31 protein-coding genes are annotated in these 25,562 nt (G+C 71.3%); 18 read left to right on the forward strand and 13 right to left on the reverse strand.

The features are described 5' to 3' along the window. Positions 1–16: 16 nt before the first annotated feature. The 3 genes from JI746_RS20440 (at position 17) to JI746_RS20450 (ending at position 2,260) form a co-directional block, all read left to right on the forward strand. Positions 17–1,051, forward strand: coding sequence for a DctP family TRAP transporter solute-binding subunit (locus JI746_RS20440; RefSeq protein ID WP_201692129.1), 1,035 nt, complete (start codon positions 17–19; stop codon positions 1,049–1,051). Between the two features lie 293 nt (positions 1,052–1,344). Then, positions 1,345–1,578, forward strand: a complete 234-nt coding sequence (locus tag JI746_RS20445; protein ID WP_201692130.1) for a hypothetical protein — start codon at positions 1,345–1,347, stop codon at positions 1,576–1,578. Between the two features lie 13 nt (positions 1,579–1,591). Beyond that, the gene (locus tag JI746_RS20450; RefSeq protein WP_201692131.1) at positions 1,592–2,260 is read left to right on the forward strand and encodes a DedA family protein; all 669 of its coding nucleotides are present in this window, start codon (positions 1,592–1,594) and stop codon (positions 2,258–2,260) included. Here the strand turns inward: JI746_RS20450 and JI746_RS20455 are convergent. After that, a complete protein-coding gene (locus JI746_RS20455; RefSeq protein ID WP_201692132.1) occupies positions 2,248–2,943 on the reverse strand; it encodes a M24 family metallopeptidase in 696 nt (231 codons plus the stop codon). The two genes, JI746_RS20450 and JI746_RS20455, sit on opposite strands and share 13 nt — an antisense overlap. Before the next feature lie 168 nt (positions 2,944–3,111). Between JI746_RS20455 and JI746_RS20460 the strand changes: the two genes are divergently transcribed. Continuing rightward, the gene (locus JI746_RS20460; protein ID WP_236600008.1) at positions 3,112–3,852 is read left to right on the forward strand and encodes an SDR family oxidoreductase; all 741 of its coding nucleotides are present in this window, start codon (positions 3,112–3,114) and stop codon (positions 3,850–3,852) included. 6 nt (positions 3,853–3,858) lie between these two features. Here JI746_RS20460 and JI746_RS20465 read toward each other — a convergent pair whose 3' ends face one another. After that, complete coding sequence (locus tag JI746_RS20465) at positions 3,859–4,848, reverse strand: LysR substrate-binding domain-containing protein (protein WP_201692134.1); 990 nt, start codon at positions 4,846–4,848, stop codon at positions 3,859–3,861. A 123-nt stretch (positions 4,849–4,971) separates the two neighbouring features. Between JI746_RS20465 and JI746_RS20470 the strand changes: the two genes are divergently transcribed. The 11 genes from JI746_RS20470 to JI746_RS20520 all read left to right on the forward strand — a co-directional run bounded on the left by JI746_RS20470 (position 4,972) and on the right by JI746_RS20520 (position 14,170). Further along, complete coding sequence (locus JI746_RS20470) at positions 4,972–5,520, forward strand: 4-hydroxylaminobenzoate lyase (RefSeq protein WP_201692135.1); 549 nt, start codon at positions 4,972–4,974, stop codon at positions 5,518–5,520. Between the two features lie 3 nt (positions 5,521–5,523). Next, positions 5,524–6,270, forward strand: a complete 747-nt coding sequence (locus tag JI746_RS20475; protein ID WP_201692136.1) for a nitroreductase — start codon at positions 5,524–5,526, stop codon at positions 6,268–6,270. Between the two features lie 72 nt (positions 6,271–6,342). Then, positions 6,343–8,568 (forward strand): FUSC family protein, encoded by a 2,226-nt coding sequence (locus JI746_RS20480; RefSeq protein WP_236600009.1) that lies wholly within the window; start codon positions 6,343–6,345, stop codon positions 8,566–8,568. 100 nt (positions 8,569–8,668) lie between these two features. Further along, entirely contained in the window at positions 8,669–9,646 is a 978-nt protein-coding gene (locus tag JI746_RS20485) for a tripartite tricarboxylate transporter substrate-binding protein (protein ID WP_201692137.1), read from the forward strand. Positions 9,647–9,682: 36 nt separating this feature from the next. Further along, entirely contained in the window at positions 9,683–10,411 is a 729-nt protein-coding gene (locus JI746_RS20490; protein WP_201692138.1) for a nitroreductase family protein, read from the forward strand. Then, positions 10,393–11,088 (forward strand): YoaK family protein, encoded by a 696-nt coding sequence (locus tag JI746_RS20495; RefSeq protein ID WP_201692139.1) that lies wholly within the window; start codon positions 10,393–10,395, stop codon positions 11,086–11,088. The genes JI746_RS20490 and JI746_RS20495 overlap by 19 nt, the downstream gene beginning before the upstream one ends. A 134-nt stretch (positions 11,089–11,222) precedes the next feature. Then, complete coding sequence (locus JI746_RS20500) at positions 11,223–11,582, forward strand: SRPBCC family protein (protein WP_201692140.1); 360 nt, start codon at positions 11,223–11,225, stop codon at positions 11,580–11,582. A 20-nt stretch (positions 11,583–11,602) separates the two neighbouring features. Continuing rightward, positions 11,603–12,592, forward strand: a complete 990-nt coding sequence (locus JI746_RS20505; protein WP_201692141.1) for a GlxA family transcriptional regulator — start codon at positions 11,603–11,605, stop codon at positions 12,590–12,592. 215 nt (positions 12,593–12,807) lie between these two features. Beyond that, complete coding sequence (locus JI746_RS20510) at positions 12,808–13,170, forward strand: DUF4148 domain-containing protein (RefSeq protein WP_201692142.1); 363 nt, start codon at positions 12,808–12,810, stop codon at positions 13,168–13,170. A 60-nt stretch (positions 13,171–13,230) separates the two neighbouring features. Further along, on the forward strand, positions 13,231–13,596 hold the full coding sequence (locus JI746_RS20515) for a DUF4148 domain-containing protein (RefSeq protein ID WP_201692143.1): 366 nt from the start codon (positions 13,231–13,233) through the stop codon (positions 13,594–13,596). Between the two features lie 58 nt (positions 13,597–13,654). After that, on the forward strand, positions 13,655–14,170 hold the full coding sequence (locus JI746_RS20520) for a DUF4148 domain-containing protein (protein ID WP_201692144.1): 516 nt from the start codon (positions 13,655–13,657) through the stop codon (positions 14,168–14,170). A gap of 22 nt (positions 14,171–14,192) precedes the next feature. Here JI746_RS20520 and JI746_RS20525 read toward each other — a convergent pair whose 3' ends face one another. From JI746_RS20525 to JI746_RS20560, 8 genes are read right to left on the reverse strand one after another with little or no spacing between them, the layout of a single operon-like run. Then, positions 14,193–14,846: a trimeric intracellular cation channel family protein gene (locus tag JI746_RS20525; RefSeq protein WP_201692145.1), complete on the reverse strand. Its 654-nt coding sequence runs from the start codon at positions 14,844–14,846 to the stop codon at positions 14,193–14,195. A gap of 50 nt (positions 14,847–14,896) precedes the next feature. Continuing rightward, the gene (locus JI746_RS20530; protein WP_201692146.1) at positions 14,897–16,144 is read right to left on the reverse strand and encodes a TerC family protein; all 1,248 of its coding nucleotides are present in this window, start codon (positions 16,142–16,144) and stop codon (positions 14,897–14,899) included. Continuing rightward, positions 16,141–16,464 carry a monovalent cation/H(+) antiporter subunit G gene (mnhG, locus tag JI746_RS20535; RefSeq protein WP_201692147.1) on the reverse strand — a complete coding sequence of 108 codons (324 nt, stop codon included), beginning with the start codon at positions 16,462–16,464 and terminating at the stop codon, positions 16,141–16,143. Before mnhG ends, JI746_RS20530 begins: the two co-directional genes overlap by 4 nt. Continuing rightward, positions 16,461–16,736, reverse strand: a complete 276-nt coding sequence (locus JI746_RS20540; RefSeq protein WP_201692148.1) for a K+/H+ antiporter subunit F — start codon at positions 16,734–16,736, stop codon at positions 16,461–16,463. Before JI746_RS20540 ends, mnhG begins: the two co-directional genes overlap by 4 nt. Next, positions 16,733–17,221 carry a Na+/H+ antiporter subunit E gene (locus JI746_RS20545; protein ID WP_201692149.1) on the reverse strand — a complete coding sequence of 163 codons (489 nt, stop codon included), beginning with the start codon at positions 17,219–17,221 and terminating at the stop codon, positions 16,733–16,735. Before JI746_RS20545 ends, JI746_RS20540 begins: the two co-directional genes overlap by 4 nt. Continuing rightward, entirely contained in the window at positions 17,218–18,873 is a 1,656-nt protein-coding gene (locus JI746_RS20550; RefSeq protein WP_201692150.1) for a monovalent cation/H+ antiporter subunit D, read from the reverse strand. Before JI746_RS20550 ends, JI746_RS20545 begins: the two co-directional genes overlap by 4 nt. Then, positions 18,870–19,214, reverse strand: a complete 345-nt coding sequence (locus JI746_RS20555) for a Na+/H+ antiporter subunit C (protein ID WP_201692151.1) — start codon at positions 19,212–19,214, stop codon at positions 18,870–18,872. Before JI746_RS20555 ends, JI746_RS20550 begins: the two co-directional genes overlap by 4 nt. Then, positions 19,214–22,114 carry a monovalent cation/H+ antiporter subunit A gene (locus JI746_RS20560; RefSeq protein ID WP_201692152.1) on the reverse strand — a complete coding sequence of 967 codons (2,901 nt, stop codon included), beginning with the start codon at positions 22,112–22,114 and terminating at the stop codon, positions 19,214–19,216. The genes JI746_RS20555 and JI746_RS20560 overlap by 1 nt, the downstream gene beginning before the upstream one ends. Positions 22,115–22,253: 139 nt before the next feature. Between JI746_RS20560 and JI746_RS20565 the strand changes: the two genes are divergently transcribed. Then, the gene (locus JI746_RS20565) at positions 22,254–23,165 is read left to right on the forward strand and encodes a universal stress protein (protein WP_201692153.1); all 912 of its coding nucleotides are present in this window, start codon (positions 22,254–22,256) and stop codon (positions 23,163–23,165) included. 46 nt (positions 23,166–23,211) lie between these two features. On the opposite strand, the gene JI746_RS20570 is transcribed toward JI746_RS20565, so the two are convergent. Beyond that, the gene (locus JI746_RS20570; RefSeq protein ID WP_201692154.1) at positions 23,212–23,547 is read right to left on the reverse strand and encodes a sulfurtransferase TusA family protein; all 336 of its coding nucleotides are present in this window, start codon (positions 23,545–23,547) and stop codon (positions 23,212–23,214) included. Here JI746_RS20570 and JI746_RS20575 point away from each other — a divergent pair. Together JI746_RS20575 and JI746_RS20580 are read left to right on the forward strand one after the other, a co-directional pair. Further along, complete coding sequence (locus tag JI746_RS20575) at positions 23,546–23,722, forward strand: hypothetical protein (protein ID WP_201692155.1); 177 nt, start codon at positions 23,546–23,548, stop codon at positions 23,720–23,722. The two genes, JI746_RS20570 and JI746_RS20575, sit on opposite strands and share 2 nt — an antisense overlap. Then, positions 23,719–24,651 carry a hypothetical protein gene (locus JI746_RS20580; protein ID WP_201692156.1) on the forward strand — a complete coding sequence of 311 codons (933 nt, stop codon included), beginning with the start codon at positions 23,719–23,721 and terminating at the stop codon, positions 24,649–24,651. The genes JI746_RS20575 and JI746_RS20580 overlap by 4 nt, the downstream gene beginning before the upstream one ends. A gap of 24 nt (positions 24,652–24,675) precedes the next feature. On the opposite strand, the gene JI746_RS20585 is transcribed toward JI746_RS20580, so the two are convergent. Together JI746_RS20585 and JI746_RS20590 are read right to left on the reverse strand one after the other, a co-directional pair. Then, on the reverse strand, positions 24,676–25,005 hold the full coding sequence (locus tag JI746_RS20585) for a SemiSWEET transporter (RefSeq protein ID WP_201692157.1): 330 nt from the start codon (positions 25,003–25,005) through the stop codon (positions 24,676–24,678). A gap of 58 nt (positions 25,006–25,063) precedes the next feature. After that, positions 25,064–25,561 carry a hypothetical protein gene (locus JI746_RS20590; protein ID WP_201692158.1) on the reverse strand — a complete coding sequence of 166 codons (498 nt, stop codon included), beginning with the start codon at positions 25,559–25,561 and terminating at the stop codon, positions 25,064–25,066. Position 25,562 lies beyond the last annotated feature (1 nt).

Here is a 25,562-nt window from a genome sequence, read left to right on the forward strand (position 1 = left end):
AACCAAGGAGTCGTTCATGCATTTCCGCCGCACCCTTCTGGGCCTCGCCATGGCCGCGACGGCGCTCGCCTTCACGCAGGGCGCCATCGCGCAGTCCGCCTACAAGGCCGAATACAAGATGTCGCTGGTGCTCGGCCCGCCGACGCCCTGGGGCATGGCCGGCAAGGTCTGGGCCGACCTGGTGCGCGAGCGCACGCAGGGCCGCATCAACATCAAGCTGTATCCCGGCGTCTCGCTGATCCAGGGCGACCAGACGCGCGAGTTCAGCGCGCTGCGCCAGGGCGTGATCGACATGGCCGTGGGCTCCACGATCAACTGGTCGCCGCAGGTGAAGGAGCTGAACCTGTTCTCGCTGCCCTTCCTGATGCCCGACTACGCCGCGGTCGACGCGCTCACGCAGGGCGAGGTGGGCAAGCGCATCTTCGCCGCCGTCGACAAGGCCGGCGCCGTGCCGCTGGCCTGGGGCGAGAACGGCTTCCGCGAACTGACCAACAGCAAGAAGCCGATCAAGTCGCCGGACGACCTCAAGGGCATGAAGATCCGCGTGGTCGGCTCGCCGCTGTTCTCCGACACCTTCAATGCGCTCGGCGCGAATCCGACGCAAATGAGCTGGGCCGATGCACAGCCGGCGCTCTCCAGCGGTGCGGTGGACGGACAGGAGAACCCGATGTTCCTGTTCACCATCCTGAAGATGCACACGGTGGGCCAGAAGTACGTGACGACCTGGCACTACGTCGCCGATCCGCTGATCTTCGTGGTCAACAAGGACGTGTGGAACAGCTGGACGAAGGCCGACCAGGAGATCGTGCGCAAGGCGGCCCTGGAAGCCGGCCAGCAGGAGATCGTGCTGGCGCGCAAGGGCCTGGTGGAAGCGGACAAGCCGCTGATGAAGGAAGTGGCGGGCATGGGCGTGACGGTCACGGAGGTGAGCCCGGCCGAGCGGGAGGCGTTCGTGAAGGCGACGCGCCCCGTGTACAACAAGTGGAAGAACACGATAGGCGCCGACCTGGTGAACGCGGCGGAGAAGGCGATCGCCGCCCGCGGCAAGTAAGAACCGCCGTGCGAGAACCGGAAGCCGCCCGCGGGCGGCTTTCCTTGTGCCTGGACCGGGCACGTGAGCAGGCGCGGCGCCTGATGCAGCGGCGCCGCGGCGATCTTCCGGCGCACTACCTGCACGGCCTGCCGATCGCGAAGCGCGTAGCAGGGCCGCAGTTCCGGCCGGCCGCGGGCCCGCGCGGAATGAACGTGGTGCATTCGGATGCTGCAAAACCGCCAGTTCCATTCACCGCACCCGCCAACCATGATGGCTCCCGTGGACCCGTTCTTCACCTCAAGGAGCCCGTCATGAACCGCACCATCGCCGCAGGCGCCGAAGCGCCGTTCGTCCTCCACTTCCGGTCCCTTTTCCACAGCGGCCGCGGATTCGAGTTCCCCTGCGATGCCGGGGGGCAGGTGGACCTCGACGCGATGAGCGAGCGGATCCGCAACAACTACCTCTACGCCCGCGCCATGATCGGCCGCGAAGTCGCCTGGCCGAGCGTGCGCAGGATCTCCGAAGCCTCCCTGCAGGGCGCCTGAAGCGCGGCCCATCATGCACGCGCTCACCGCCCTCTTCGAAGAGCATGGCCATCTCGCCGTGTTCCTCGGTGTGCTGTTCGAGCAGATGGGCGCACCCGTGCCGGCGCTGCCCTTCCTGCTGCTGGCCGGCGCGCGCAGTACCGGCGATGTGGGCATCACCTTGCAGTTCCTGCTGCTGGCCTCGAGCGCGTCGGTGGTGGCCGACCTTGCCTGGTTCGCGGTCGGCCGCCGCCATGCCGAAACGGTGCTGGGGCGGCTCTGCCGGGGCAGCACCGCGCCGCATCGCTGCCGCGCCTGCGGGCAGACACGGTTCGCGCGCTGGGGCTCGGCCGCGGTGTTGCTGGCGAAGTTCGTTCCGGGGCTCACCACCGTCGCCCGTCCGCTGGCGGGGGCACTGGGCATGCCGGCGCGCACCTTCCTGGCGCTGGACCTGGTCGGCACCCTTGTCTGGGCGACGGGTGGCATCGGCAGCGGCATCCTGTTCGACCAGGAGATCGCGCAGGTGCTGCTGGGACTGGAGCGCGCGGAGGAGATGATCGTCCGCTGCAGCCTGCTGGCCGTCGCGCTGTACGGTGCCGGGCGGGCAGGGCGGGCGCTGCTGCGGCGCGCCCGCGTCGGCGCAGCAGAGCCGGGGCCGGGCCGGCATGCCGGCCCGCGTGCCCGGCGCCATCACTCGGCGTAGTGGCGCTCCTCCAGCAGCATGTCCTCGAAGAAGGCGCCGAACCTGCCTTGCGGATCGCGCAGGTGGATCTCCAGGATCCAGCGCATCGCCGACGGCCTGAAGTCGGCCGAAGCCAGCGAGCCCGTGTGGAGCGCCGCATGCGGGAAATCGGCCACGCGGTGGCCCGGCAGGTCGAGGTTCAGCTCCCAACCCATTTCCCGGGCTCGCTGCTGCGCGTATGCGTAGAGGCGCACGCCCGACCATCCGAACGCCGTCCACTGCCGCCGCACGTCGTGGAACAGTTCCTGGGCGTCGCGCGCGCACCTGGCCTGCAGCGGGTCGCTGCCGAACGTGAAGGTGGCGCCGCCGTCGCCTTCCCAGGCGGCATGCCGCGGCGCGATGTCGATGAAGAAGATGTCCTCCTCCTGCAGCACCACGCCGGGTACGGAGGCCTGCCGCATCGCCTTGGTCGTGTTGCGGCCGAAGCGCACCCGCACCGGATGCCAGGTCGGCTGCAGGTCCATCCTGCGCAGCACTTCGCGCGCGCGTTCGACGGCGTCTTCTTCGACCATGCCGGGCTGGATGGCGCGGGCAATCTCGCGGATGGCGAGCCGGGTGAGATGGCGGGCGGCAAGCATGCCGTCGTCGGAAAAGGCGGGGCCGACCCGCTCTGCCTGCTGTCTGTCGCTGTGGAGAGTCGTCATTGCGTTTGCTGGGGCTGGTGGATGTGCGCCGCCAGTGTGGGCCACGAGCTCCTTGGCGGTGGCAGCCGCACACGACCTTTCCTGCCAATCGCGCCGCAGCTGCCGCCATTCACGCCGGCAGGGCCTGGTGGCGACTACAGTTCCGGACCTCACAGAAGGAGAAAGCCTTTGTCGAAACAGGACAGGAAGGTCGCGCTGGTCACGGGCTCGTCGCGCGGCATCGGTGCCGCCATCGTCACGCGGCTGGCCTCGGATGGCTTCACCGTGGTCGTGAATTACGCCGGCCGCGCGGCGGACGCCGAGGCACTGGCGGCGCGCCTCGCGCAGGCCGGCGCAAGCACGCTGGCGCTGCAGGCCGATGTCAGCGATCCGCGGGCCGTGACGGCGATGTTCGATCGCGCGGAGGCGGCTTTCGGTGGCGTCGACGTGCTGGTGAACAACGCCGGCATCATGCGCCTGGCGACGATGGCCGCGTCGGACGACACGCTGATCGAGCGGCAGCTCGCGGTCAACCTCAAGGGCAGCATCCACACGATGCGGGAAGCGGCACGCCGGCTGCGCTCCGGCGGCCGCATCGTCAACCTGTCGTCGAGCGTCGTCGGCCTCTACCAGCCGACCTACGGGGTGTACGCGGCGACCAAGGCCGGCGTCGAAGCCATGACGCGGGTGCTGGCGAAGGAACTGCGCGGGCGCAACATCACGGTCAATGCAGTGGCGCCGGGGCCGACCGCCACCGAGCTGCTCCTGGACGGCAAACCGGAGGCCGTGGTGCAGCAACTCGCCATGCTGGCGCCACTGGAGCGCCTGGGCCAGCCGCAAGACATCGCCAACGTGGTCGCCTTCCTCGCCGGGCCGGACGGCGCCTGGATCAACGGGCAGGTCCTGCGCGCCAACGGCGGGATCGTCTGACCCGCGTCACTCCGCTTCCTCCGAGTTCCCGGCGGCGTTGCGCGCCGCCGCCGCGACCATGTCGCGCAGCCAGGCATGGGCCTCGTCGTGCTCGTTGCGCTGGTGCCAGACGGCTCGGGTGGTGGACGTTCCGGCGCGATAGGGCGGCTGGCGGATCAGCAGCTCGCTGCCGCGCGTGAGCGCCTTGGCCAGCGAGGCCGGCACGATCGACAGCATGTTGGAATCCAGCAGCATTGCCGGAATCGCCAGCGAGTGCGGCACGGTCACGCGCATCCGCGGCACCTGACCGGCCTCCGCCAGCGCCTCTTCGAGCGCGTGGCGCGCGAACATCTCCGACTGGCGCGCCAGCCCGCGCTCGAGGATGAAGCCGTCGACGGCACCTTCCTCCTGGCCGCCGACCGAGATGGTGACGAGGGGGTACTTCGCCAGGTCCGCCAGCGTCAGCTTGCGGCGCGACGCGGGGTGGCCCTTGCGCATCAGGATCACCTCGCGCTGCGACATCAGGGTGCGGGCGCTCAGGCGCGGCGGTACCTGCGAGAAGATGCCGATCGCCAGGTCGATGCGGCCGATGTCGATCTGCTCGGCGAGGTCCAGCCGGGTGGAAGGCCGGATCACCAGGTCCACGCCGGGCGCGGTGTCCTGCAGCTTGCGCGACAGCGGCGCCAGGATCACCACCGTGATGTGGTCGTTGGCCGCGATCACGAAGCGCCGGTTCGACTTCTCCGGCGAGAAGCGCTCCACGCCCAGCGTCGCCTCGATGCGGCGCAGCGAGTCGCGCAGGCTCGGCGCCATGGCCGCCGCGCGGCCGGTGGGCACCATGCCCTTGCCCGTGCGCATGAACAGTTCGTCGCCGACCAGCTCGCGCAGGCGCGTCAGCGCGTGGCTCACGGCGGACTGCGTGAGGTTCAGGCGCCGCCCCGCGAGCACGAGGTTGCGGTCCTCGTACACGGCGTCGAACACCTTCAGCAGGTTCAGGTCCATCCGACCGATGCTCAAGACGGGCCTCCTTTCCGGGATGAATGACCTGCATTTTGCTCTTGCAATTACATCAGTTCCATTCAATTCACCCTTCGCCCATCATCGCTTCCAGCCGATCGGCCACCGAAGGACACCAGAACCATGACCACCGCCACCGCGAACCAGGACCTCGAAGCCCTCATCGACCACTGTGTTCCCTTCCTCGAGGAAGTGAAGGACATGACGACCAGCACGGAAGTCGAACGCTGGCTCAACCGCAAGTACGGCCCCGGCAGCGAGCTGTACCAGACGCTCGCCCGCCTGGTGAAGAAGGGCGTGCAGGACGGCTGGGCCGCGAATGTGGAGATCGACGGCCCGGTGTACCGCCGCAGCCGCCTGGCAGAACCCTCGCAGCGCACGCGCTTCTTCAGCATCACGGCGGTGTACATGGACAGCACCGGCAACCGGCTGGGCCTGCCCGACGACCGCTACCGCGGCCAGTATCACGGCCATCCCTACGGCGAATTCAACATGGTCGTCCCGGTCACGCCGGGCGCCGCGCTGAACGGCCCCAACGGCTGGTGCGAAGGCGGCTGGACGGCGCCGGCGCCGGGCAGCCAGCACTATCCCGAGGCCAAGGGCGGCGCCGTGATCGCGCTGTTCTTCCTGCCGTCGGGGCGCATCTCGTACAACGCCGCGCCGCAGGAGTGAAGCATGGGAACGAGAGCGCTCGACTGGCCGCAGGCCGACATCGCCCGCTGCGTGGGCAACGTGCTGCGCGCCCGCAAGGCGGTGCGCGCGTTCCGACCCGACCCGCTGGGCAGGGAGCTGGTGCACGACATCCTCGCGGAGGCCTCCACGGCGCCGAGCGGCGCCAACATCCAGCCCTGGCGCGTGTACGTGCTGGCCGGTGCGCCGCTGAAGGAACTGGGCGACGCGCTGCTGGCCAGCGCGCGTTCCGGCAGTGCGCCACCTCCGGCGCACTTCCCGGACCCCTTGCCCGACGTGTTCCGCACCCGCCTGCAGGATTTCGGGGGCCGACTCTACGGATCGCTGGGCATCGAACGGCACGACGCGCCGGCGCGCGCGCGCCAGGCCGAGCGCAACCTGTTCTTCTTCGGCGCACCGGTCGGCCTGATCTTCAGCATCGACCGGCGGCTGAAGCCCCACAGCTGGATCGACCTCGGGCTGTTCGCGCAGAACCTGATGATCGCCGCGAAGTCGCGCGGCGTGGACACCTGCCCGCAGGTGTCCTTCGCTCCCTTCCACGACACCATCGCCGCGCAACTGCAGATGCCGCCGGAGGAGGTCACGGCCTTCGGCATGTCGATGGGCTATGGCGACCCCGCGGCGGCGGTGAACCAGGTGCGCATGCCGCGCGAGCGCGTCGAGGACTTCGCCCGGATGCTCGGGTTCCAGGGCCGCGCCGTCTCCAGCCAGGCATTGACGACGGCAGCATGAACGTGAACGTCCTCGCGAATGGCGGCAGCCTGCGCGAGCGCAGCGCATAGCGGCGTGCGCGGCGGGCTTGCGATGGCAGCGACGGTCGAACCCATGCGCGAGGCGGGCCGGCGCGCCGGGGAGTTCCTGCGCGCCGCCCTGCGCACGGCCCTCAGTGCGCACGTCACCAATGGCCTGGTCGCGGCAGCCGCGCTGCTGCTCATTTCCTCGCTGGTGCACCTGCTGGCCGGCGGCGAGGCCGCTGCCGTCGCCATGGCCGGAGTGATCGTCGTGACGGCGCCGGACCATCCGGCGCCCCGTCGCGGCAAGTTCACGCACTTCCTGCCGGCCGTGCTGCTGGGCACGCCACTGTTCTTCGCGGTGGCGTCCCTGCGCGACACGGTGGCGGTGCTCGTCCCGCTGCTGATGGCCGCGACATTCCTTGCCTTCCTGTGCGCCGCCTGGGGCAAGCGGGGCCTGCCCATCGCCGCCTCGCTGGTCTTCGCCGCCCTGTTCGCGCTGGCTTCGCAGCCAGCCGCCGGGCCGGCCGCCGCGATGCGTCAAACGCTGGCATTCAGTGTCGGCGCGTGGCTGTACATCTTCTGGGCCACGGCAGCCAATGCGCTCCTGAACCACCGCTATCGCGTGCTGACGCTGGCCGACGCGCTGGCGGGGGTGGCTGCGCTGATGCGGGCGCAGGCCCTGCAGTTCACTGCGACGCCCCAGGTGCATCGGGCGACCGCGCTGGCGGACCGGCTGATCGGGCTGCAGGCGCGCCTGGCCGACGAACTGCAGGGGGCGCGCAACCTCCTGCTCGAGGATCCGACCGCGCCGCGGCGGCTGCAGCTCGCGGGCATGCTGCTGCACGCCATCGAACTGCGCGATCACCTGGTCACCTCCGCACTGGATCTGGACGCGCTGTGTGACGCGCCCGGGCAGGACGAGCTGCTGCAGGTGCTCGGTCAGGAAATCCAGGCGCTCGCCGGCGACGTGGAGCAACTCGCGGACGCCTTGCGCCTCGGGCGCGTCCCGGCGCGCATCGGCCGCCGGCGGCCGCCGCTTGCCGCTGCGGCTGCCGCGGCGCCGGACCCTCGCGACGCCGACCTGCACGCGCCATCGCCCGGCCTGCTGGCACGCGCGCTGGCGCGCCGGGTTGGCCATGTGCACGACGAGGTGCTGCGGCTACTGGAGCTGGCCGCCCGGGGCGAGCGCGCGCCCGACGCGCGGGTGGTACGCACGGCGTGGCAGCTGTTCGTCAGTCCGACCGGCTGGTGCTGGGGCCCGTTGCCGGGCCTGTGGCGCCGGGATGCGCCGCCGCTGCGCCATGGCGTGCGGGCCGCGCTCGCCATCGGCACCGGCTATGTCGTGGGTGCCGCCATCCCCTGGGGGTCGCACGCGACCTGGATCCTGATGACGATCGCGTTCGTGCTGCGCGCAACGCTGTCGCAGACCCTGGAACGTCGCGACAGCCGCGTGGCCGGCACGCTCCTGGGCTGCGTGGTGGCGGGCACGTTGCTCTATGCGCACGTGCCGCCCCCCGTGCTGCTGCTGGCCGTCGCGCTGGCCCATGGGATCGCCCATGCCTTCGTCCTGCGCCGCTACCTGGTGACGGCGGTGGCCGCCACGGTGCTGGCCCTGCTGCAGTCCCACCTCCTGAACGGCGCCAGCGCGCCGGTCTTCGACGTCGCCGAACGCCTGCTGGACACGCTGCTGGGCGTCGCCATCGCCTGGATCTTCAGCTACGTGCTGCCTTCGTGGGAGCGCGCCCAGGTCGCGGCGCTGCTCGCTCGCGCGCTGGCCGCACAGGCGCGCCACGCGCAGCTGGCGCTGCGGCTCGGCCAGCTGCAGGGCGTCAGCACCGCATCGGAACTGGCCTGGCGGCTGGCGCGCCGGGAGGCCTTCGACAGCCTGTCCGCCCTGGCGCAGGCCGTCCAGCGTTCGCTGGCCGAACCGCGCTCCGTGCGGCCGCCGGTGGCGGAACTCCAGCGCGTGCTCGCGCGCAGCTACCAGCTGCTGGCGCAGCTCACCGCCACCAAGACCATGCTGCTGCGCCGGCGCCACCTGGTGGACCTGGCGCCGCTGCAGGCGCCGCTCGCGCAGGCGGCGCGCACCATCGCGGCCGCGCTCGCGCCGGCAGCCGGCCAGCCGGCGCCGCCCGCCTTCCCTTCGCCGCAGCTGCACGCGGGGCTGGCCCCGTGGGTGCTGCGCCGCCTGCGCCTGGCGGTGGAGATCGCCGACGACCTGCGTGCCGATGCAGCCCGCCTCCCGCTGCCGCGCGCAGCCGTCGCGGCTGGCGCGGAAGACGGCGCCACGCACTGAACGGCGTGCAACTCGCTCTTGCAAAGACATCAGTTCCGTTCAACACCGGCCGCGACCATCATCACGCGCATCCCGAGCCATCGACCGAAACGAGGACCCCATGCAGACACTTTCACGCCGCCGCTTCGCCCGCCTGGCCATCGCCGCCCCGGCCGCCGCCTGGCTGCTGCCCGCGCTGGCGCAGACCGGAAAATTGCTGGTCGGCTATCCGGCCGGGGGCACGCTGGACACCACCGCGCGCCAGCTCGCCGAGGCCTGGCGCAAGCAGGGGCGCCTGTACATCGTCGACAACCGGGCCGGCGCCGCCGGACGCATCGCCAACAGCCAGCTCAAGCGCGAACGCGCGGACGGCAACACGCTGCTGTGCACGCACACCTCGGCACTCACCATCTACCCGCACGTCTACAGCCGGCTGATGTACGACGCCGCCGCCGACTTCCTGCCGGTGTCGCCGCTGGTTTCCGCGACCTGTGCCTTCGCCGTCAGCAGCGCGGTGCCGGCCGACCGCGTGAAGACGCTGGACGACTACGTGCGCTGGCTGCGCGCGAATCCCGGCGCGGGGATCTATGCATCGCCGGCCGCCGGCTCGATGGCGCACTTCCTCGGCTACCAGTTCTCCGAAGCGCGCAAGCTGAAGCTGCAGCACGTCGGCTACCGCGGCTCCGCGCCGGCCATGCAGGACCTCCTGGGCGGCCAGATCCCGGCCTACTTCGGCTTCGTGGCCGACTTCCTGCCCTACCTGCAGCAGGGCAAGGCCAGGATCCTCGGCGTGACCGGCGACAAGCGTTCGCGCTTCCTGCCCGGCGTGCCCACCTTCGCGGAGCAGGGGCTTGCGGCCATCCGCGGCGTCGAGACGTACGGTGTCTTCGCGCCGCCCGGAACGCCGCCGGCCACCGTCGCGGCCCTGCACGAGGCGCTGGTCGCCGCGAGCAAGGATGGCTCCCTGGTGGCGGCCTTCGAGCAGGTGGGGCTGGACACCTTCACGCTGGCTCCGCAGGATTACGCTGCGCTGGTGCGGCGGGAGCGCGAGGCCTGGGGCCCGGTGGTGCGCGCTTCCGGTTTCCGCTCCGAAGAGTGATTCCTTCTTTGCCGAGATGCTGGACAAGGAGTGGACATGACTTCCCTGACGTGGTCCCAGGCCGACATCGGCCAATGCGTCGACCAGGTGCTGCGCTCGCGCAGGTCCGTGCGTGCCTACAAGCCGGAGCCGCTCGCGCGCGAACAGGTGCTGGAGATCCTGCAGGCGGCCGCCTCGGCGCCCAGCAACTCGAACACGCAGCCGTGGCGCGTCTACGTGGTGACGGGTGCGCCCATGCGACGCCTGGGCGACGCGCTCGTCACGGCCTTCCAGGACGGCAGCTTCCCGCCGCCGACGCACTTTCCCGACCCGCTGCCCGCCGTGTTCTGCGACCGCCAGGCCGACTTCGCCGCGCGCTACTACGGCACGCTGGGCATCGACCGCAAGGACGCCGAGGCCCGGGCGCGGCAGAGCCTGCGCAACTTCACTTTCTTCGGCGCCCCGGTGGGGCTCATCTTCAGCATCGACGCCCGCCTGGGCCGCCATAGCTGGCTCGACCTCGGCCTGTACGTGCAGAACGTGATGATCGCGGCGCGCTCGCGCGGCATCGACACGTGCCCCCAGGTCTCGTTCGCGCGCTTCCACTCGCTGATCGCCGCCCACCTCGGGATGCCCGACGAGGAGGTGACGGCCTGCGGCATGTCGATGGGGTTCGGCGACACCAGCGCGGGCGTCAACCAGATGAACCTGCCGCGCCAGCACGTGAGCGAATTCGTGCGGCTCGCCGGCTTCGAAGCGCCGGCGGAATGGATCGGCCGGGGCTGAAGCCGGTGAAGGACGAGACGGTCCGGGTTGCGCCTCGGGCCGCTCGCCTGCCATCGGCGGCGCCGCTGCTGGTCGGGGCCGTGCTGGCCGCGATCGCGGGCTGGGTCGACACGCTCGGCTTCCTCGGCCTGCAGGGGGTGTTCACGGCCCACGTGACCGGCAACTTCGTGCTCCTGGGCACTGGCCTGGCCGGCGATGCCGGCGCCGTGGCGGTCAAGCTGCTGGTGCTGCCCGCCTTCGTCGCGGGTGTTGCCTGTGCGGCCGGCACCCATGCGATCCGGCGCGGGACCGCGTCCCTCCTGCTGCTGTTCGAAGTGGCGGCGCTGGTGGGCTTCCTGCTGGCCGGCGTGCGCGCGTCCCCCTGGCTGGCCGCCTGCGCCGGCGCGTTCGCCATGGGCGTGCAGAACGCGCAGTCGCGCCTGTCCCTCAGCTCCGCGGGGGCGACGACGGCGATGACCGGCAACGTCACGCAGCTGGTGCTGGAGGGCATGGGGGCGGCAGGCCTGCTCGCCGCCGACCGCCGGCAGGCCCGCCAGCGCATGGCGAGCACCCTGGCGCCCGTGGCCGGCTTCGCAATGGGCTGCGCCGGCGGCGGGCTCGCCTGGCTCGCCTGCTCGTTCTGGGCGCTGCTCGTGCCGATCGCCGTGCTGTGCGCGCTGGCCTGCTGCGCGGACTGACTGCCGGCGGATTCCCTTCGTTCAGTCGCGCAGGCCGATCGCCTAGCGTAGCGCTTCGGGGCTTGAAGCGCGTTCATGGCGGCCTTGCAGAACGATCAGTTCCACGCAAGGCCGTGCTGGACCATCATCGCCGGGTGATCGAACCCGGCCTCATCGCGTTGACGCGCCTGCTTTTGTTCACCCTCGACATGTACAGCCCCTGGGGCATGCAGGAGCTCCAGGTCCTGGCGGTAGAGCCTGGCCGGCTGCTTTCCTGTGCGTTCGCCCGCGGCACTCTCGATACGACGCTCACCTGGCGCATCCAGCCCGCGGGATCGGGCGCCCGGCTCGTGATGGAGCACACGGGCCTCGATCTCGCATCTGCCACCGGCCGCGCCGCCTTCGACGGCATGCGCAGCTATTGGCCCGAGGCCCTGGCGCGGATGCGCGCGGTGCTCGAGGCCGACCCGCCCGTCCGCTCGCGCAACGCGCGGCAGGCCGTCCTCGCGCGGTAGGGGGGCGGCGGGTCTCGCCCATGCGCATCGGGATCCTCGCCTTCGAGCGCGTCCAGCTGCTCGACGTGGCCGGCCCGGCGGATGTCTTCGCCGAGGCGGCGCGGCAGCTTGCCGATCCGCAGGCCTACAGCGTGGAGGTGATCGGCACGCAAGCGGGCGTCCTGCGCAGCAGCTGCGGGCTGGGGCTCGCCGTCGATGCGACTTTCTCCACCCATCCCGGCGGCCTCGACACGCTGCTGGTGGCCGGCAGCCCGCGGATCGAGGCGGTCGAAGCGGACGCGCAACTGCACGACTGGTTGCGCGCGCAGGCCGGTTCCGTGCGCCGCATCGGCTCGGTGTGCAACGGCGCGTTCGTGCTCGCCGGTGCCGGCTTGCTGGACGGCCGCCGCGCCGCCACGCACTGGAACGCCGTGGCGCGGCTCGCCGCCAGGCACCCGCGGGCCAATGTCGAACCCGATGCGATCTACGTCAAGGACGGCAACCTCTACACGTCCGCAGGGGTCAGCGCCGGCATGGACCTCGCGCTCGCCATGGTGGAAGAGGACCACGGGCGCGAGCTGGCGCTCGGGGTGGCGCGCGAGCTGGTGATGTTCCTCAAGCGCCCCGGCGGCCAGAGCCAGTTCAGCGCGTATCTCGCTGCCCAGACCGCCGCCAGGTCGAACATCCGCCAGGTGCAGGACCATGTGCTCGCGCACCTGGATGCCGATCTGTCGGTTCCCAGGCTGGCCGCCCACGCAGGAATGAGCGAGCGCAACTTCGCCCGCGTGTTCCGTGCCGAAACCGGCATGACGCCGGCGGAGTTCGTGGAGCAGGCGCGCATCGACGAGGCCCGCCGGCTCATGCAAGGCAGTGCGCTGCCGCTGAAGCGCCTGGCGGCCAACATCGGCTACGCCAACACCGATGCATTTCGCCGCGCCTTCCTGCGTCGCCTCGGCGTCGGCCCGAGCGAGTACCGCACGCAGTGGGGCGAGGCCGCACGGCGGCCTCCTGCCGCCTCCTCGCCGGCGTAGCGGCGCGGCGCGTCGGCGTGCGCGTGGCGATCGGCCGCGCGAGGCGCATGGGATGCGCTCAGTTGGGGAGAAGCCGGCGTCACTCTGGAGCAGCCGGCGTGAATTGAATGCACTGCATGACTCCGGTGCAAAACCGTCAGTTCCATTCAAGACGCACGTGACCCATGATTTGCCCTGTGGACGCGGTGTCCACGCCACCAACCAAGGAAGCCGCCATGCATCGCACCATCGCCGCCGCCGTCATCGCCCTCGTCGCCGCCTCGTCCGCTTCCTCCGTCCTGGCCGACGACATCACCGTCGAAACGACGCCCTTCGTCTCCACCTCGAGCCGCGCGCAGGTGAACGCGCAACTGCAGCAATTCCGGCAGGCCGGCGTGGATCCGTGGGCGCAGCACTACGACCAGCTCGCCGCCTTGCGCAGCAGCCGCACGCGCGCCCAGGTGCGCGCCGACTATCTGCAGTCGCGGCAGGAGACCGCCGCCCTGACCGCCGAAGACAGCGGCTCCGCCTGGCTGGCCGCCCGCGCGCATGGCGTCGCCGCTTCGCTGCTCGCCGGCACGCCGGCCAGCGGCCAGTAAGCGCCGACCCGTCGCTCCCGTTTCTCGTCCCCCGTACTTGTTCTCGCAAAGGAAATCACCATGAACCGCACCGCCCTCATCCTCGCCGCCGCCCTGTCGCTCGCCGGCCTCGCCGCCCGGGCTGAATCGCCGGACCCGGCAGGCCAGTTCGCCGCCCGCGCCGCATCCACCGTCAGCCGCGCGCAGGTGCAGGCCGAACTGCGCGCCTTCCGGCAACACGGTGTCGACCCCTGGGCCGACGAGTACGACCAGCTCGCGTCCTTCCGCAGCGGCCGCACGCGTGCCGAGGTGGTCGGCGAGTTCCTCGCGAACCGCGACGCAGCGGCCGCGATGAACGCCGAGGACAGCGGCTCCGGCTACCTGGCGGCCCACAAGCCGGCGCAGGCGCTGCCGTACCTGGCCGGCACGCCGCGCAACGCGCAATGAAGCAGCGAGCCACGCCTGCGATCCCGCTCCCGTACCTGCCTACTGAAGGAACGACACGATGAAACGCACACTTTCCATCGCGCTGCTCGCCCTGCTGGCGGCGACCTCCGTCGCGCAAGCCGAGGACGGCCCGACGCGCGCGCAGTCCATCGCCGAGGCCCGGCGCAATGGCGAGCTTCTCGCGCCGGGCGAGCCCGGGCTCACCGAGCGGCAGCTGCACCCGGAACGCTATTCCGCAGCAGCGCCGGCGATCGGCAGGGCCCGCGCTGAAGTGCGGGCGGAACTGGAGCAGGCGCGCCGCAACGGCGACCTGCTGGCCGGCGGCGAGTCCGGGCTCAGCGCCCACCAGCTCCATCCGTCGGCTTACCCGGCGCGGGCTGTGGTGGCGGGCAAGACGCGCGAGCAGGTGCGCGCGGAAACGCTGCAGGCGATCCAGGACGGCGACATCCTCGCTCCGGGCGAGGCTGGCGTGAGCTTGCGCCAGATGCACCCGCGCAGCTATCTCGCCCGCGGACGCGGCGACGCATCGCAGCGGACCGCAAAGGGCCTGGCGGCGGACGGGCAGCCGAATTGACGCTCTTCGCGCCGCGGCGCGCTCACTCGTGCGACCGGGTGTCCCGACCCGAGGGCAGTTCGTACCCGCTCAGCAGCGCCCCCACCCGGGTACCGGTCGCCGTTGCCGCCGCCAGCAGGAAAGCCGCGCCGGGCGACCAGGTGAACTGGACGCCCAGCACGTACACCCAGCCGCCGACGAAGGCGCACACGGCATAAGGCCGCCGGTCACGCAGCGCCGTGGGGATCTCGTTGCAGACCACGTCGCGCAGGATGCCGCCGAAGGTGGCGCTGACCACCCCCATGAGGACGGCCACGATCGCGGGCAGTTGCTGCGCCAGCGCGAGCTGCGTTCCGCTCGCCGCGAACAGGCCCAGTCCCAGGGCGTCCGGCCACTGGATCGCACGCTCGGTGAATTCGAAGTGGCTGGAGCGCAGCAGGAAGATCGCGGCGACGCCCGCGGCGATCAGGATCCACAGCCACACCGGGTGGTCGACCCAGAAGAACGGCCTGCGATCGAGCAGCACGTCGCGCAAGGTGCCGCCGCCGAACGCCGCCAGCCCCATGACCACGCACAGGCCCACGACGTCGAGCCGCTTGCGGATGCCCGCCAGCAGGCCCGAGAGCGCGAAAGCGACGTTGGCGGTGGCCTCCACGAGCGTGTGGAGCCATGACAGGAGGAGGTCCTGGTTCGGCATCGGAGGCATTGTCTTCGTTCGCCGGCAGTGCCGAAGCGAGGACGCTCGGCTCAGACCCCGCTCGAGGCAGGCTGCCGCGGCGAGGCCGGATCGATCCCGGTGCCGGGGCCGGCGCCGGTCGCCTGCGCCGCCTGCCGCGCGTGCGCATCGGCCAGCATTTCGCGCAGGGTCTGCCGTTCGTGGATCAGGGCGCGATACTCCTCGGGGAGCGCCCGCACGGCCTGTTCGGCGTCGGCCAGCTTCGCATAGGCGGCAGCGCGCTCCTCCGCCGCGGCGCCGGCGGCATCCAGGTCCTGCCAAGCGGCCAGGGTGTGCCGCAGCCGGCTCACCGCGCTCCTGGCCTTGCCCCTCGGACTGAGCAGCGAGAGCAGCACGGTCACGGCGAGGATCGCCACGATCACCACCAGCGACTGCATCGGCGAGATCTCGATGACGTTGACCGGCGCGCCGTCGTTGATGAAGGGCACGTTGTTCTCGTGCAGCGCATGGAGCACCAGCTTCACGCCGATGAAGGCGAGGATCGTCGCCAAGCCGTAGGAGAGGTACAGCAGCCGCTCGAGCAGCCCCTCGACCAGGAAGAACAGCTGCCGCAGGCCCAGGAGCGAGAAGGCGGTGGCGGTGAAGACGATGAAGACGTCGTCCGTAAGCCCGAAGATGGCAGGGATGGAGTCGAGCGCGAACACGATGTCCGTGAGCCCCAGCGCCACGATGACGCTCACCATGGGCGTCATGCGCCGCTTGCCATCCTCCATGGTGAACAGCTTGTCGCCGTCGTAGCCGCCGGTGGTGGGCAGCAGGGTCCGGGCCAGGCGCAGCACGGTGCTGTCCTCGTCGTCCTCGTGGCGCTCGGGGGCCAGCATGTGGCCCGCGGTCAGCAGCAGGATCACGCCGAAGATGTAGAACACCCAGGCGAAGTGCTCGATCAGCGCGGCGCCGACGAAGATGAAGCCCGCGCGGGCCAGCAGCGAGATCACGATGCCGATCAGCAGCGCCTTCTGCTGGTCCTCGCGCGGCACCTTGAAGCTGGAGAGGATCACCAGGAACACGAAGACGTTGTCGATCGACAGCGCCTTTTCCGTCAGGTAGCCCGCGAAGTACTGGATGCCCAGCTCGGTGCCGCCGAAGGCGAACACCGCACCACCGAACAGGAGCGCGACCGCGACGTAGGCGGCGGACCAGCGCGCTGCCTCCGGCAGGGTGGGGACGTGCGCCTTGCGGATGTGGAAGAAGTAGTCGAAGAGCAGCATCGCGACGATCAGCGCGACGCTCAGCTCCCAGACGAGGGGCGGATGGGTCATGGGGCGTCCTGGCGGCTGGCCAGCCGCTCGCCCGCGCGCTTGCGGAACAGCGCGGCGCGCGCGAGCAGCATGGTGGTGATCGGCGCGGTGATCGACAGCACGATGATGATCATCCAGTGATGCAGGGCCAGCCGCCCGCTGCTGGCCGTCAGGTGCAGCACCGAAGCCAGGGCGACCGCCCAGCTCCCCAGCGTGCTGGCCAGCGCCGGGGCGTGCATGCGCAGGAAGAAGTCGGGCAGGCGCCACAGGCCCACGGCGGCCGTCAGCACCAGCACGCCGCTGGCCAGCAGCAGCAAGGCGACGAGCAGGTCGACGATCATTCGATCACCTCGCCGCGCAGGAGGAACTTCGCCAGCGCCGTCGAACTGAGGAATCCGAACAGCGCCATCAGCAGCGCGGCCTCGAAGTAGCTGCTGCTGCGGTAGCGGATCGCCAGCACCAGCATGGCGAGCAGGGCGACGACGGAGATGAAGTCCAGCGCCACCATCCGGTCCTGCGCGCGCGGGCCGCGCAACAGGCGCGCCAGCGCCATGCAGCTTGCGAGGCCGTACATCACGAGCGTCGCGGTGATCGCCAGGTCCAGCAGGTTCATTCGAAGATCTCCCGCAGCGGGTGTTCGTAGCGTGCCTTGTAGTGGGCGATGAAGGCCGCCTCGTCCTCGAGATCGAAGACGTGGAGCAGCAGTTCGCTGCGGTCGGCGGCGAGTTCGCACCAGACGGTTCCGGGAACGACGGTCGTGATCATCGCGAGCGCCGCCAGGCCGTGCGCGTCGTGCAGGGCGAGCGGCACCTTCACGAAGGCACCGCGTGGCGCCCGCCCGCCGGCCCGCAGGATCCGCGCGCCGACCTCCAGGGCCGACTGCACCACGTCCGCCCCCACGTGCGCGACCAGGCGCACCAGCACGCGCGGCCGGCGCACGCGCGGCCCGGGCGGCCGCAGCGCCAGCACCAGGCGCGGAACCAGCAGGGCGAGGGCGAGGCCGAGCAGGAGGTGGGCCGGTGCCAGCGAGTCGTTCAGCAGCAGCCACAGGGCCCACAAGCCGGCGAACAGCGGCAGCGACGGAATCCAGCGCCTCACGGCCGCCCCCCCGTCGGCGCCGCAACCGGCTGCATCCGCAGGACGGCGTCGATGTACACCTGCGGCGTGTGCAGCATCGCGGCGGCCGCCGCCGTGAAGCGCAGGACGTGCTCGCCGCGGGCGGCGAGGAGCACGCAGCCGGCGAGCAGCAGCGTGACGGGCAGCACCTCGATGGTCCGCAGCGCCGGCGTCGCGCGGCCTTGCACCGCCCAGAAATGGGCGCTGAAGGCCCGCATCAGCGCGATGGAGGCCGCGAGGCTCGAGAGGATCAGCAGCACGAACAGCAGGCCCGCGGGCAGCGGGGCGCCGGCGCCGGGGGGTGCGGCCGCGATCGCCCGCAGCATGGCCAGCTTGCCGACGAAGCCGGAAAGCGGCGGCAGGCCCGCGATGACCAGGGTGCAGAGCAGGAAACTGGCCGCCAGGAAGGCGAGCGCACCGGGAATGGCGCGACCCACCAGCGGCAGTTGGCGGTCGTCCAGGTTCATGTCGGCCGGCGGCGCTTCGCCGAACAGCGGCAGGCGTTCGCCGAGGTCGGGCAGCGGCGGATCGACTTCGACCTGGCGGCTGCGCTCCACCAGTTCGGCCAGCAGGAACAGGGCGGCCGCCGCCAGCGTGGAACTGCCAAGGTAGAACAGGGCGCCCGCGGTGAGCGCCGGCAGGTCCAGCCCCGTCGCCGCGAGGACGGTGCCGGACGAAGCGATGATGCTGTAGCCCGCCAGCCGCCCGATCTGCTGCGAGCGCAGCATGCCCAGCGAACCGAAGGCCAGCGTCGCGAGGCCGCCCCAGACGAGCAGCGGGCCGCCGAATTGCGCCGAAGGTCCCGCCGTCTCGGGGAAGCACAGCATCCATAGGCGCAGCACCGCGTACACGCCGACCTTGGTCAGCGCCGCGAACATCGCCGCTGAGGGCGCACTGGCGGCTGCATAGGCCGCCGGCAGCCAGAAGTTGAGGGGCCAGAAGGCCGCCTTGGCCAGGAAGGCGACGGCCAGGATGGCCGCCGCGGCGTGCAGCAGGCCCCGGTCTGCCGCGGGCACGAGGGGCAGCTTGCGCGCGATGTCCGCCATGCTCAGCGTGCCGGTCACGCCATAGAGCAGGGCCACGCCGATCAGGAACAGGAAGGAGGCGAGCAGGTTCACGGCGATGTAGTGCAGCCCGGGCTGGACCCGGCTCGCGCCGCCGCCATGCAGCAGCAGGCCGTAGGAGGCGGCCAGCAGCACCTCGAAGAACACGAACAGGTTGAACAGGTCGCCGGTGAGGAAGGCGCCGTTGAGGCCCATCAGCTGCAGTTGCAGCAGCGAATGGAAATGCACGCTGGCGCGATGCCAGCGGGCCAGCGAGAACAGCAGCGCGGCGAGGCCGCCACAGGCCGCCAGCAGCAGCATTCCCGCGGCCAGCGGGTCCAGCACCAGCACGATGCCGAACGGGACCGGCCAGTTGCCCGGAAGGTAGACCGCCACGTTGCCGGTGCCCGCGGCGGTGCCGGCGAGCAGCCAGGCGGCCAGCAGCAGGCTCGCCGTCATCGACAGGGCATTGATCCCGGCCTTGGCGCGCCGCCAGCGGTCGCCCACCACCAGCAGCAGGGCCGCCGTCGCCAGCGGCAGCAGCACGGGCGCGACCACGAGATGCGCGAGCGCCGGGAGGCCGCCGTTCATGGCGGCTCCTCCGCGCCGTCGACGTGGTCGCTGTCCGTCAGGCCGCGCAGTGCGAGCAGGACGACCAGGAACAGCGCCGTGGTTGCGAAGCCGATCACGATCGCGGTCAGCACCAGCGACTGCGGCAGCGGGTCCGAGTACTGCACCAGGTCGGGCGCCAGCCCCGGCTGGACGATCGGCTCGCTGGCCAGCGACAGGCTGCCGACGCTGAAGATGAACAGGTTGGTCGCATAGGACAGCAGCGACAGTCCGACCAGGACCTGGAAGGTGCGCGGCCGCAGGACCAGCCAGGTGCCGGCGCTCGTCAGCACGCCGATGGCCAGGGCGATGACGATTTCCATCAGGCCGCCGTTCCCGGGCTGCGGCGGCGTGCCCGCAGGGTCTGGTGCGCCAGCGCGGTCAGCAGCAGCAAGGAGGAACCGAGCACGACCAGGAACACGCCGAGGTCGAAGAAAGCGGCGCTGGGGACGTGCACCTCGCCGATCACCGGCAGCGTGAAATGCGCCGTGTGCGTGGTGAGCAGCGGATAGCCCAGGCCCAGCGAGCCGAGGCCGGTGGCCAGCGCCCCCAGCAGGCCCAGGCCCGCCAGCAGGGGCAGGTGCAGGTTCACGCGGTCTTCCACCCACTGCGTGCCGCCGACGACGTACTGCGCGACCAGCGCGATGGCGACGGTGAGGCCGGCCACGAAGCCGCCGCCCGGCAGGTTGTGCCCGCGCAGGAACAGGTGGAAAGCCACGACCAGGGAGATCGGGAGCATCAGCCGCACCAGCACCGCCGGCACCAGCAGGTAGCCCGTGGCGGGATCCCCTTGCGCCCCGGTGTCCTGCAGCCTCGCGAGGTCGATGCCGACGCCGGGGGGCGTGAGCCGCTGCTGCGGCGGCGGCACGGTCGTTTCGCGCGGGGGACGGAAGCGGCGCAGCAGCGCAAAGACGGTCAGGCCGACGGCGGCCAGCACGGTGATCTCGCCCAGGGTGTCGAAGGCGCGGAAGTCCACCAGCATCACGTTCACCACGTTCGTGCCTCCGCCTTCGGGCAGCGCCTTTTCCAGGTAGAAGGGCGAGATGCTCTGGGCCCCGGTCCGCGTGAGCAGCGCGTACGAGACGGCGGCGAGCCCGGCGCCCGTGGCTCCGGCGAGCACCAGGTCGCGCCGCCGCCGCCAGCGGGCTCGCGCGGCGCCGCGCGGTTCGTCGTCCCGGGCCGGCTTGGGCAGCCAGCGCAATCCGAGCAGGAAGAACACCATCGTCACGGCTTCGACGGCGATCTGCGTCAGCGCGAGGTCCGGTGCGGAGAACCAGGCGAAGGTGACGCAGACCACGATGCCGACCACCGCGAGCAGCATCAATGCGAACAGCCGCTGCACCTTCGCCTGCTGCGCGGCGCCGATCGCGGCGGCCCCGCCCACCAGCCAGAGCAGCGCGAAGTCCAGCGTGGCGGGCACGCGCGGCCGCGACCCCCATTCGAGCGGCACCACCAGCGCCGAGACCAGCGCCGTCGCGCCCGCGACCACCAGCATGCAGAGCACCTGCTGCTGCAGGTGGCGGCTGCTCGTGCGGCGCAGCACGCGGCGGGCGGTGTCCAGCGCGAGCACCAGCAGCGACTCGAACGCGCGCTTGCCGTTCAGGCGCCCGATCAAGGGCGCGGACTGCAGCCCGCCCAGCCGGCGCTGGCGCGCGAGCAGCAGGTACAGGCCGGCGCCGCCGGCGAGGGCGACCAGGCTCATCACGAAGGGGGCGTTGAAGCCGTGCCAGACCGACAGGCTGTACTCCGGCAGCGTGCCGCCCGTGACCGGGCGCGCGGCGACTTCCAGGATGCCGCCGATGGAAAGCTCCGGCACGATGCCCACCACCAGGCACGCGAGCACCAGCAGGGCGATCGGCAGGCGCATCCAGGCCACGGGCTCGTGCGGCGCGCGCGGGGTGGCGCGCGTCGGCTCGCCGAAGAACACGTGGTGGCCGATGCGCAGCGAATACACGACGGCGAACACGCTCGCGAGCGTGGCCGCGAACGGCAGCCCGAACTCCACCGCCGGCGTGAACTGCACCAGCACCGTTTCGGCGAAGAACATCTCCTTGGACAGGAAGCCGTTCAACAGCGGAACGCCGCCCATGGCGGCACACGCGATGATGGCCAGGGTGCCGGTGCGCGGCATGGCGGCGAACAGGCCGTGCAGGCGCCGCATGTCGCGGGTGCCGGTTTCGTGGTCGACCACGCCCACGGCCATGAACAGCGAGGCCTTGAAGGTGGCGTGGTTCATGATGTGGAACACCGCCGCCACCGCGGCCAGCGGGCTGTCGAGGGCCAGCAGCAGCGTGATCAGCCCCAGGTGGCTGATGGTGGAATAGGCGAGCACGCCCTTCAGGTCGTTGTGGAACATCGCCAGGTAGGCGCCCAGCACCAGGGTGACCAGTCCGGCGCCGCCAACGAGGTAGAACCAGGGATCGGTGCCGGCCAGCACCGGCCACAGGCGCGCCAGCAGGAACACCCCCATCTTCACCATCGTCGCCGAGTGCAGGTAGGCAGAGACCGGTGTCGGCGCCGCCATCGCGTGCGGCAGCCAGAAGTGGAAGGGGAATTGCGCGCTCTTGGTGAACGCGCCCAGCAGGACCAGCACGAGGACCGTGAGGTACAGCGGATCGTGCCGCACCTTCCCGCCCGCGGCCAGCACCACATCCAGCTCGTAGCTGCCCGCCACGTGTCCCAGGAGCAGCACCCCCGCGAGCAGGGCGAGCCCGCCGGTGGCCGTGACCGTGAACGCGATGCGCGCGCCGCGCCGCGCATCCTTGCGATCGTGCCAGTACCCGATCAGGAGGAAGGAGAACAGGCTGGTGAGTTCCCAGAACACGACCAGCTGCACCAGGTTGCCGGAGAGCACCACGCCCAGCATGGCGCCCATGAACCCGAGCAGCAGCGAGTAGAAGCGCGCCGCCGGGTCCTCCGCCGAGAGGTAGTAGCGCGCATAGAGCACGACCAGCGCGCCGATCACGCTCACCAGCATGCCGAACATCCAGGCGAAGCCGTCCACCCGCAGCAGCAGGTTCACGCCCAGGCTGGGCAGCCACGCAAGCTCCGAGCGCAGCACCTCGCCGGCCGCGATGCGCGGGTATTCCAGCCCCAGGCCGATCGCCACGGCGAGCATGACGGCGCCGGCGAGCAGCGATTCCTGGTTGCGCGCGCGCGTGGGCAGCAGCGCTGCGAGCACGCCGGCACCCAGGGGCAGGAGGATGAGCCACCACGGCGACATCGGGCGAGTTTAGGGTGCGGCGCGGGCTGCGGGGTCTTCGCCAGCCCGGAGGGGGCGTGCTGCGCTGCCACGAATGGCTGGCAGCGTGGTCCAATGGCTGGCGCGGGCACGCCGCCCGTTGCACCAGAGGAGAAAAGGCATGGACGCCGATCGCAGCATCCTGGCTGTCACCGACTTCTCGTCCGCGAGCGTGCACGCGGCGCGGCGCGCGGCGCGCCTGGCGGCGGAACGCGGCAGCCGGATGATCCTGCTGCACGTGGTGGAGCCGGACGGGCTGGTGGCCCTGCGGGAGTGGTTCGACAAGGGGCGCGACCTGCGCGCGGCCATCGCCGAGCAGGCCAGGATGCAACTCGATGCCCAGGCCGATCCGATCGAGCAGGAACTGGGAGTGCGCATCGAGCGGCTGGTCCGCCAGGGGCGCGCCCTGGACGAAGTGCACCAGGCGGGCGCCGCATCGGACCTGGTGGTGCTGGCCGGGCGCTGCGACGAAGCAGGACGCGAAGCGGCGCTGGCCACACTCGCGGATCGCCTGGTCCGCAGCGCGGACCGGCCGGTGCTGGTGGTCCGGCGTGCGCCGGACCAGGCTTACGCGCGCACGCTGGTCCTGACCGATTTCTCCCCCGCGGCCCAGGCCGCGCTGCGGGCCGCGCTGGCGGTCGCCCCCGGCGCGGAGGTGCACTTGCTGCATGCCTTCGACATCCCCTTCGAAGGCAAGCTGCGGCTGGCCGGGGTGAGCGACGACGACATCGCCGCGTATCGGCGGGAGATCCGGACCCGCGCACTCGCGCAGATGCAGCAGGCGCTGGATGCGGTCGGTGCGCCGGAGGGGGCGCGCACGAGCCTGGTGCCGGGGGACGTGCGCGTGGAAGCCGTCCGGGCCATCGAGCACCTGCAGCCCGATCTGGTGGCGGTCGGCAAGCAGGGCGACTCGCTGCTGGAAGACATGCTGCTCGGAAGCACGACCAGCGCGATGCTGGAGCGGGCCGGCTGCGACATGCTGATCGTTCCGCGGCGGGCAGCCGGCGTCCAGGAGTCTGCGCCGTCCTCTTGAGACCCCCTCCCTCTCTGGGGGAAGGTCGGGGTGGGGGCGCTCGCCCTCAGCGCCGCTTGCGCAGCAGGTGCACGAACTTCTCGCCCTCGGCCTCCTGCGACACCAGCTCGAAGCTCAGGTCGTACTTGGCGAGGGCCTGGAATTCGCCCAGCGAGCCCAGGTAGCCGGTGATCACGCGCAGCTCTTCGCCGGCCGGCAGCGTGCGCAGCGCGCGCAGGGCTTCGAGCAACGGCAGCGGCGCTGCGAGCCGCCGGGCATCGATCTCGCGCAGCCCGGCGCCGCGCGGCGGCGGAACGGGGGCCGTGGTGGGCTGCGGCGGACGCGCCGACGGCTTGCCCGAGCCGGACACGAACTCCCGCTCGCCGTGGCTGAGTCTGGACATGCCTGCCTTCCTGATGCTCGACTCCCATCTTCGCCGAACGGCGTGTGTCGCGCGCAGCGCCGGCCTGCTTTATCGCGCCAGCCGCGGCGCCGCGCTCTTGTCCGACAGGTCCGCGTTTGCGCTGCATCAACAATCCTCCCGGGGTGTAACGCAATCTCTGGAGAAGACGAAATGATGAAGAAATTGAAAGCCAACGTTCCCTGCGCCGCGGCCGCCGCGGTGTTCCTCCTGCTCGCGGCCACTGCGGCCCAGGCGCAGACCGCAGGTTCCACCAACACCGCGCCCACGGTGCGGGGCGACCGGCAGACCTCGATCACCACGCAGGTCCAGCGCAACGTTCCGCGCGCGCAGCGCAACGACCAGACCAGCCGCTTCCGGCCGGCGGATCCGGTCGGCGGGGCGGACCAGCCCGACGTGCTGCTGGACATTCCCAACCTCTCCGTCGACGAGATCAAGCTGGACGTGCAGAACCTGCAGGCGCACGTGTCGCTGGATGCGCGCGTCGCCAGCCTGGTGAAGATCAGCGCCGGGGTGGATGCGAGCATCGACAAGGTCAACCTCGACATCAAGGGCGTCAAGGCCAGCGTGCTGCTGATCGTGCGCCTCGAGAACGTGCGGGAGATCATCACCAAGACGCTCGACACGCTGGACAAGAACCCGCAGCTGGTCGAGCGGCTGCTGCAGACGGTGGACAACACCGTGGGCACGGTCGGCGGCGTGGCCAACACGGCGCTGCAACCCGGTGGCGTGGTCTCGCAGACGGTCAACACCCTGGGGCAGACCGTCACGCGCACGGTGGACACGGCCGGCAACCTGCTGGAGCGCACCGTCGACCAGGCGGGCAACGTGCTGTCGTCGCGCACCGTGGGTCGCGCACTCGACCTGCCGGTGCTGCGCGAGACCACCAACACCGCCGGCCAGGTGGTGCGGCAGGTCCGCGATGCCGGCGGCTCCGTGCTGGAGCTGACGCTCGATCGCGCCGGGCAGGTGGTGAATTCGCGCGTGCTGAGCCAGGCCGGTGCGGCGGCGGGCGCAACGCCCACGCAAGCGGGCACGGCCACGCCGGCGCGGCCGGGCAGCGTGGCGCCGGCGCCGACGCGCTAGCGTTGCGTCCGTCCGCGCATCGCCCTACGCACGGGCCATGCGGGACTTGTCCTCGCGCCGGCCCTGCTGCGGGCCGGGCGCCGGGGTCTTGCGCTGCTTGCGCCCGTACTTGATGCGCATGACGAGCACCGGGATCGCCAGCAGCAGGGTGGTGCTGTTGGCGATCATCATGGGCACCTCGCCCAGCACGATGCCGTAGGCCAGCCACACGGCCACCCCCAGCGTGAACAGCGTGTACATCTTCAGGGAGATGCCGCTCACGTCCTTGGTGCGGAAGGTCCGCCAGGCCTGCGGCACGAAGGAGACGGTGGTCAGGGTGGCGGCGAGGTAGCCGAGTACGTCGGAGACTTGCATGAGCGGATTGGAACGCGACCGTGCTGCGCCCCCGATAGGTGCGGCGAGCGAGTCGCTGTCAGCCGGGCGCTGATGGCAGCTGCAGCTGGGCCTGCCGGCACACCTGCACGCAGTCGCGGATGTGCTCCTCGCCCAGGTAGCGGATCGCCGCGTAGCCGATCAGGGCGGAGATCGCCTGGCCCGCGATGGGGACGTACTTGGTCGCCTGCTTCACCGTCAGGCGCCGGCCGGCGGCGGCCGCTGCGCGGATCACGAGGTCGCGGGTGATGAACTTGCCGATCACCATCGAGCCGACCACGCTCACCGCCTTTTCCACCTGCTCGCGCTTGCGCTGCGGCAGCGCCGCGATGTGCTCCGGCGTGAGGCCGAATTCGGCGTTGATGGCCGGGATCAGCTTGGACAGCAAGGCGGCGTCCACGAGCCAGTCGACGCCCGGAATCGGCACCGCGCTGGCGGCGGCGCCGGCGAGGGCGCGCCGGTTCAGCAGCTTGCGGGCGCGCTTCACCGCGACCAGCAGGGCCGGGTCGCCGCCCGCGAGCTGCAGTGCGCTGGCCATG

Origin of the sequence: Ramlibacter alkalitolerans (assembly GCF_016722765.1) — a bacterium.
GTDB lineage: Bacteria > Pseudomonadota > Gammaproteobacteria > Burkholderiales > Burkholderiaceae_C > Ramlibacter > Ramlibacter alkalitolerans.